This window comes from Methylobacterium sp. B1, from assembly GCF_000333255.1.
In the GTDB taxonomy this organism is placed as follows: domain Bacteria; phylum Pseudomonadota; class Alphaproteobacteria; order Rhizobiales; family Beijerinckiaceae; genus Methylobacterium; species Methylobacterium fujisawaense.
Genome location: NZ_BACT01000221.1, coordinates 1 through 7,314, shown reverse-complemented (window position 1 = coordinate 7,314; position 7,314 = coordinate 1). Strand labels below are relative to the sequence as shown.

The 7,314-nt window shown below is 66.6% G+C and carries 5 protein-coding genes and 1 pseudogene; 1 reads left to right on the top strand and 5 read right to left on the bottom strand.

Annotated elements, in window-relative coordinates; all coding sequences use genetic code 11:
• Positions 1–291 precede the first annotated feature (291 nt).
• The gene (locus I53_RS05830) at positions 292–1,053 is read right to left on the bottom strand and encodes a RelA/SpoT domain-containing protein (RefSeq protein WP_286009573.1); all 762 of its coding nucleotides are present in this window, start codon (positions 1,051–1,053) and stop codon (positions 292–294) included.
• Positions 1,054–1,147: 94 nt separating this feature from the next.
• Here I53_RS05830 and I53_RS05820 point away from each other — a divergent pair.
• Positions 1,148–2,500 (top strand): annotated as a pseudogene (locus I53_RS05820) (IS3 family transposase).
• Positions 2,501–2,557: 57 nt separating this feature from the next.
• Here I53_RS05820 and I53_RS05815 read toward each other — a convergent pair.
• The 4 genes from I53_RS05815 to I53_RS05800 form a co-directional block, all read right to left on the bottom strand.
• On the bottom strand, positions 2,558–4,333 hold the full coding sequence (locus I53_RS05815; RefSeq protein WP_051044685.1) for a type VI secretion system tip protein VgrG: 1,776 nt from the start codon (positions 4,331–4,333) through the stop codon (positions 2,558–2,560).
• Between the two features lie 50 nt (positions 4,334–4,383).
• The gene (locus I53_RS05810) at positions 4,384–4,872 is read right to left on the bottom strand and encodes a hypothetical protein (protein ID WP_043347712.1); all 489 of its coding nucleotides are present in this window, start codon (positions 4,870–4,872) and stop codon (positions 4,384–4,386) included.
• Between the two features lie 32 nt (positions 4,873–4,904).
• Complete coding sequence (locus tag I53_RS05805) at positions 4,905–5,420, bottom strand: Hcp family type VI secretion system effector (protein WP_043347720.1); 516 nt, start codon at positions 5,418–5,420, stop codon at positions 4,905–4,907.
• Between the two features lie 1,221 nt (positions 5,421–6,641).
• The coding region (locus I53_RS05800) for an epimerase (RefSeq protein WP_106428173.1) at positions 6,642–7,314 on the bottom strand (673 nt) is incomplete at its 5' end.

Sequence of the window (7,314 nt, the reverse complement as noted above, 5' to 3'; positions counted from 1 at the left end):
TGAGCAAGGCAATGACGGCAGAGGTGCGGGCTCTCCTGGATCAACCCCGTACGGGGACAGCCCCGCCACCGGGCTGGAGACCGCCGGCGCTGCCCAGGGGCAACCCGGAGCGTGCCGGAGCTGTCGTCCGGGACAAGGCGAACGCGAGAGCGGCCGAGTTGGCACCCGTGATCGAGGGGCTACGGGCGGAGGGGTTCACCACCGTCCGGGCACTGTGCGCCGAGTTGGCCGCACGCGAGGTGCCAACTGCCCGTGGGGGGGCTTGGAACACTCGCGAGGTTCAGCGGCTCCTCAAACGGATCGCTGCCGGCTCGATCTCCGCAGCCACGACATGTCAGCAGGGGCACGAGGTGCCGGCCGCACGGTCTCCTGATCCGGTAGCACGAATTCGGGCACGTCCCTGCCCTTGATAACTTGCCGCAGCGTCTTCGCGAACATCTTCGTGTCACCGAAGTAGTTCGGGAATGCCTGGACGAGGTTGTTCACGCTGTCGGTGGTGACCAGCACTGCATCGAACTGGTCTCCGTCCCTTTCCATAGCGTGATACGCCCGCGAGCCGGCGGCGGAGCTGCTGTACCCCGCGAGGCTGACTTCGTGGGTCTTCATGTCGAAGCGGATCAGGTACACCTCACTGCCCGGAGCCCGGACGTATCGCTTTGTGTAATCGACGGCCTGACTGATGCCGTCGAGGAACGAGGCCGCGTTCAGGCGTCTGTTCAGATCCCGTAGCTCCCGGACCCGATCGGCGTGCTCCGGTGCGCCAGGAACCTCCGGACGCCCCTCGATGCGTGCGGTCTCGGACGCCATCAGCAGGAACAAGCGCAGCCAGTCCGGATCACCCTGGCCGCTCTTCAAGGCTTCACCCCGGAAGAGCCCAACCGCCTCCACGGCGGTAGCCCAACCATGCTGCCGCCGGGTGCGGATCTGAAGCTCGACGCGGCAGCGGTCGCAGACCTCCTCGAACCGGTTGGCCGGCTTGTACTCCAGCTTCAGGTGCAGGCTGCGGTAGCCGCTCGGGCGCGGCACAGCGATGTAATCGTCTTCGCTGTAGATGGTGTGCGGCTGTCCGCCGTCAGCACTCCTGAGACAAATTGAGGGTCTTCACGAACGGAGGATGGCTGGTTCATCGTAGCCCCCAGGAGCGAAGATGAAACAGACGTCCGGGCCGGCGCGGCAGCCGGCAGAAGCCGTGATCAAGGACATCCGCCGCGCCACGCGCCGGCAGTTCTCGGCCGAGGAGAAGATCCGCATCGTGCTGGAAGGGCTGCGCGGTGAGGACAGCATCGCCGAGCTGTGCCGGCGCGAAGGCATCGCCAGCTCGATGTACTATGGCTGGTCCAAGGAGTTCCTGGAAGCCGGCAAGAAGCGGCTGGCCGGCGACACGGCCCGTGCCGCGACCGCCGACGAGGTCCAGGACCTGCGTCGCGAGGCGGGTGCGCTGAAGGAGGTCGTAGCCGATCTCGTCCTGGAAAACCGCCTGCTGAAAAAAAGTCTGACCGGGGCTGGGGGCGACGAGGCATGAGGTACCCGGCCTCTGAGAAGCTGGAGATCATCCGGCTGGTCGAGCAATCCCATCTGCCGGTGCGCGCCACCCTGGACAAGCTCGGCGTCACCCGGGCGACGTTCTAGCGGTGGTACGACGCTTTCCAGCGTGGCGGCCTCGAGGCATTGGCGGATCGCCCGTCCCGACCCAGCCGGGTCTGGAACCGGTTGCCCGGCCGAGGTTCGCGATCAGATCGTCGCTCTCGCGCTGGAGGAGCCGGAACTCAGCCCGCGCGAGCTGGCGGTGCGCTTCACCGACGAGCGGCGCTACTTCGTCTCCGAGGCGACCGTCTACCGTCTGCTCAAAGCTCAGGACCTGATCACCAGCCCGGCCTACATCGTGATCAAAGCCGCCAACGAGTTCCGCGACAAGACCACCGCGCCAAACCAGCTTTGGCAGACGGACTTCACCTACCTGAAGGTGGTTGGCTGGGGCTGGTACTACCTCTCGACGGTGCTTGATGACTTCTCGCGCTACATCGTGGCGTGGAAGCTGTGCGCGACGATGCAGGTCGGCGACGTCACCGCCACGCTCGACCTCGCGCTGGCGGCGGCCGGGCTCGATCATGTGCAGGTGGCGCATCGGCCGCGGCTGCTCTCCGACAACGGGCCGAGCTACGTCGCGGGTGATCTGGCCGACTGGCTCGGCAGCCGGGGCATGACCCATATCCGCGGCGCGCCCCGCCATCCTCAAACGCAGGGCAAGATCGAGCGCTGGCACCAGACGCTCAAGAACCGCATCCTGCTCGAACACGCCTACCTGCCCGGCGAACTGGAGGCGCGGGTTGCCGCCTTCGTCGAGCATTACAACCACGCTCGGGCTCACGAGAGCCTGGACAACCTCACTCCCGCCGACGTCTACTTCGGCCGCGGCGAGGCCATCCTGCAGGAGCGGGCGCGGATCAAGCGCCAGACCCTCATCGATCGCCGCTTGCGCCACCACGCGCAGGCTGCCTAACCTCTCAACCCAGAAGGACCAGAGCCTCCGTTCCTGAGCGCCTCAAGTCGTCTCAAATCATCTGACGACGGACACTGACGATTGTAGATGGACAAAAGTTCCAGCATGGACTGAAAAGCTAGCCCCTACCTCGAATGATGCTGTTGCACCAACAATCTGATTGAATGTTCCTCCGACGGTTACATGATAATCTATACCAATAAAAGATTGTCGACTTATCCCTGTCATTTCAAAATAATTATTAAACACAACAGTCGATTTGGAGTTTTTTACATGTGTCGACATATCTCTCTGAGCTTGAATATGGACCTGCTCACGTCCATTTTCATCCTCGAATGCCAGCTCGTTGAACCCCTCGCCCTTGTGCGTCTTCGACTTGATCGTCATCCGCGTCTTGTTGGCCGGCAGCGGGTACGGCACCGGCTCGCGCGCGTTGTAGGCCCGGCCCGTGATGATCGGCTGGTCGGGATCGCCCTCCAGGAAGTCCACGATCACGTGCTGGCCGATCCGCGGCAGCGCGATCTGGCCCCAGCTCGCCCCCGCCCAGCCCTGGCTCACCCGGATCCAGCACGAGGCCGTGTCGTCGGCCCGCCCCGACCGGTCCCAGGGGAAGCGCACCTTCACCCGGCCGAACGCGTCGCAGTGGATCTCCTCGCCCGCCGGACCGGTCACGATCGCCATCTGCGGGCCCTCGACCCGCGGCTTGCCCGGAGCGTCAGGCCGATACGGCGTGTCGTGCCGGATCACCCGGAACGACGTGGTCAGGTACGCGCCCCCGTCCCCGGCATCGCCCTCGACCGCCCCCGGCTGGCTGCCGGCGTGGCTCGCCGCCACCACCAGGAACCGCCGGTTCAGCGCCGGGTCGGGATGCCCGGTCAGTGCGAACCGGTGCCCGGGCAGCAGCCGCGCGCACCGCCCCGCCCCCTCGCCGTGGCTGGCCTCGTCGCGAAGACCCTCAAGCCGGTAGCGCGTGAACGCCCGGCCGACCGCGTCCGCCTTGTAGCGGCCGGGGTAGTCGTACATCTCCAGCTTGCGCGTCAGCCCGTTCAGCGCGGACGCCTGCGCCCGCGCCTCGAAGTCGTGCACGGGATTGCGGAAGAAGTGGTCGCGCTGGACCACGTCCGAGGGCGCCACCAGCTCGCGCCACGTGAACCGGCCGACATGCGGCCCCTTCACCGTGCCGCCGGGCAGCGCGTTGTACTCGATCGCCTCCGCGCCCGGCGCGTCCGGGGCGAGCTTGGTCGCGTCGGTGAGCACCAGGGTGTGGGCGCCCTCGGCATGCTCGAAGTGGTAGGCGATGCCCTCCTCGGCCATCAGCCGCTCGATGAAGGCGAGGTGCGTCTCCCGGTACTGCACGCAGTACTCGCGCGCGGGATGCTGTTCGGTCAGCGCGAAGCGGTAGGCGGTGACGCCGTTGTCCTTGAGCACCGCCTCGACGATCTCGGGCACGCTCTTCGTCTGGAAGATCCGGCAATCCGCGCCGAAGCGCAGGCGGTGCAGCGCCGGCATGAGCAGGACGCGGTAGGCCGTGTGGTGCGCGCCGGTGTCGCCGCGCTCGGCCAGGGCGAGCACGCCGTGGACGTGGCGGGGCGGGCCGTAGCGGTCGAGCACGGTGAGCCGGGCCGGCTTGTCGAGCAGCGCGGTCAGGTCGAGGCCCGGGTCGGGCGAGGCCAGGGCGATCTCGGCCCGGAACAGGCTCGAGATCGCCTCGTCCAGGCGGAAGCCCGTGACCGCCAGATCGGCGCCCGGCAGGCCGTCTGCGGTGAACGCGAGGGTGAAGTCGCGGTCGAGATCGCTCAGCGGCTGGGTGATCTCGGCGGGCAGGGCGATCATCGGGGGCCTCGAAGGGGGCGGAGGTGGTCGGTCCGGCGTGGTCGGGCGGCTCAAGGGGGGCAGGCCGGGACGTGGAGGACGAAGCGCTGCAGCCAGAAGGCGGCGAGCCCCGCGCCCAGGACCAGGCCGAGCCAGGAGTGCGGACGCCCGAAGGCGGCCAGACCGATCAGGCCGAGCACCGGGCCGAGCGTGATCAGGGCCAGGAGGATCGGCATCCCGTCGCGCCCGTCCGGCACGGCGCAGAACGCCACGGCCTCCGCTTCGGGCAGGTCGAGGATCCACTCGGCCGGGTCGGCGGAGAACACCCGGATCGCCAGGGCGATGACCGAGGCGGCCGGCACCAGCGCGAGGTCGCGGGCGTGGTCGCGCCCGCCCGGCCACCGCCCCGGCAGCCGGGCGGGCGGCCGGACCATCCGGGCCGGGATCGGCCTCGGCGGGGATTCGTCCTGGACGGGCTCGTCCGGGACACCCGCGTCCGGGCGCGCCTCGTCCCGCGGGACGCCGGGCCGTCCGGCGCGTGACGCGCCCGAGGCGCGCATCCGCTCGTCCCCCGCCGCTCAGGCCATCCGGCTCAGGCCTTGGGCTTGCGCCAGTCGTCGGCGCCCGACGTGCTGGCCACCGTGTGCTCCCACTCGATCCGGCGGTAGGACAGCGACACGGCGATCAGCTGGGTGAAGTCGGCATTGCGCGCGTCCTGGCAGTGCGGCAGCTGGGCGTCGATGTCGATGATGGTCGCGTCGACCAGGCGGGTGGTGAAGAAGTGCTCCTGCTTGCCGGCCGAGCTGGTGCGGAACCACTTGACCTCGACCTTGGTCAGCATCTCGCCCGAGGTCAGGGCGTTGTAGAGCAGCGGCGTGGCCTTGTTCAGCGGGGCGGTGAACTTGAACGGCAGGTGGACGCGCTGGCCCGAGGGCTGGCCGGACTGGGGGTCGCGCGGGATGGTGACGCGGTGCTCGATGGCCTGGACGAGGATCTCGTTCTCGTGGCCCTCCTGCCAGATGTTGCCCACGGAGGCTTCGGTGAAGGCGCCCTGGGTGATGTTGCCCTGGGTGGAACCCTCGATCGAGATATAGGCGGGTGTCGGCATGGTCTTCCCCGATGATCCGAGGCCGGCGGCGGTCGATCCGCAGGTCCGGCCCGATGAGGTCCGGTTGTCTGCGCTGTGTTCCGGCTTCGCGGGAAGCACATGGCAGAGTTCGTGCCAAGCTGTGCCGGGGCAATCTTATTTTGATCTTTGCCATCCAAGAGCATGATCTCTCAGTCGGATCGTTTCGACCTGAAAGCCGGGTGCTCGGATGCGTCCATCACCGGTTGAGATTTTTGGCCAAAAATGGCCGAGGGCTTGGCCAAAGATGGCCAAACTTTTTAAGTGGGGTAAGCACCTGTAGCGGCTGATGAAATCGATTCGGTTCGAACTGGACCAAGTCCACAGAACAGCGAAGTCGTTGAGAACACAGGAGACAAGGTATTTGGCCAAAAATGGCCGAACCGTCCGGACGGTTAGTAAGGAATACGGCCGCGCGGGCGGCCCGAACATCGCCGCAGGGGCTGTCGTCCCGGGCAGGGCCGTAAACTTTCCGTTGCATACGCGCCAGGCCAGGCAGTTTGGCCGTGCCCATTGAAGATCCACGACAATTTTGCCAACGGCTGGAATTGAAGGGTACTGAAAATGCAGCGCTTTCTGGCCCCGCTGCAAACGAATCGCATTGGTGTGAGGCTTGACTACGAGCGTTCCCAATGCGGCGAGATTCGCCTGAGGCAAGTGATGCCGCGATGAACGGAACGCGGCGCTGAACCTTCACTGCTACGGTGTGAGACACTCGGCTGAAGGCCGCTTACAACCCAAGTTCGTCATAGCGGGCATTCAATCGCATTCTCCGAAGCGGACGTTCTTCGTACCGCCGATCAAACACGCGAAATGTGAGCGCGACCGTACGGAGGAACGCTTTACCCTCGTCCAGCCCATAATGCTTAATTGGAAAGATATTCGGTGGCTTAGATAGAAAGTGCTGCCGGTCGTTACTCTTCGGTTGCACCGCCCTCGACCATTCCGGACCACCGCACTGAATCATCTCGGTCTAACTCTGGAGACGTCGTAGCAAGGCTCGTCGTAGGTTCGCGCGCCGAAAGCATCATGGTTGCTCCGATGGCGACGAAACCTGCCATCGCTCGGAGATCGTCCCGCTGGCGAGGATCATTCGAGACCGCTTCCGCTTTCCGCTGAAGCCGGAGAATGGACGGCGAACGTCGCCGGCACGATCCGTTTCCAGGACGGGATGGCAATCGCGCTGACGGAGTCTGTCATGGATCACCCGTGGTTCGATGGGACGGCGGCCTTGGCCGCCCGATAAATGTCGGGCGCTTCCAGGATCGCGCGGCCCCGGCCGCGGCGCGCGACGGCGAGCATGGCCCGGCCGATCACCTCCGTCGTCAGGAATTGCGCGGGGGCGATGCGGCGCAGCAGATGCAGCACCGGGCCGGCCAGCCGGTAGAGAAGCCGGTAGGACGTGGTCTTCGAACGCTCGCCGTGCATCGGCAGGATCACGGCCGGCCGGAACATGAAGGCCCCCGCGAACGGCAGCGCCTGCAGCGCGTTCTCGGTGCGTCCCTTCACACGCGCCCACATGCTGCGCCCGCGTCCGCCACCATCAGTGCCGGCCCCGGACACGTAGACGAAGGTCATGTCGGGATCGAGCAGGGCCAGCCTCTCCGCCACGGCCAGCGTCAGGTCGTGGGTCAGCCGGACGTACTCGGCCTCGGTCAGGCCGGAGGACGTCACCCCGAGGCAGAAGAAGCAGGCGTCGTATCCCGTCATCTTCCGCCATGCCGTCGGTCCGGGATCGAACAGGTCCTGGACGACGGTCTCGTGCAGCTTGGGATGCGCGCGTCCGGTCGGGGTGCGTCCGACCGCCCTGATCTCCGTCACGTCGGAGGCGAGCAGGCATTCGCGCAGGACGCCCGCACCGACCATGCCGGTGCGC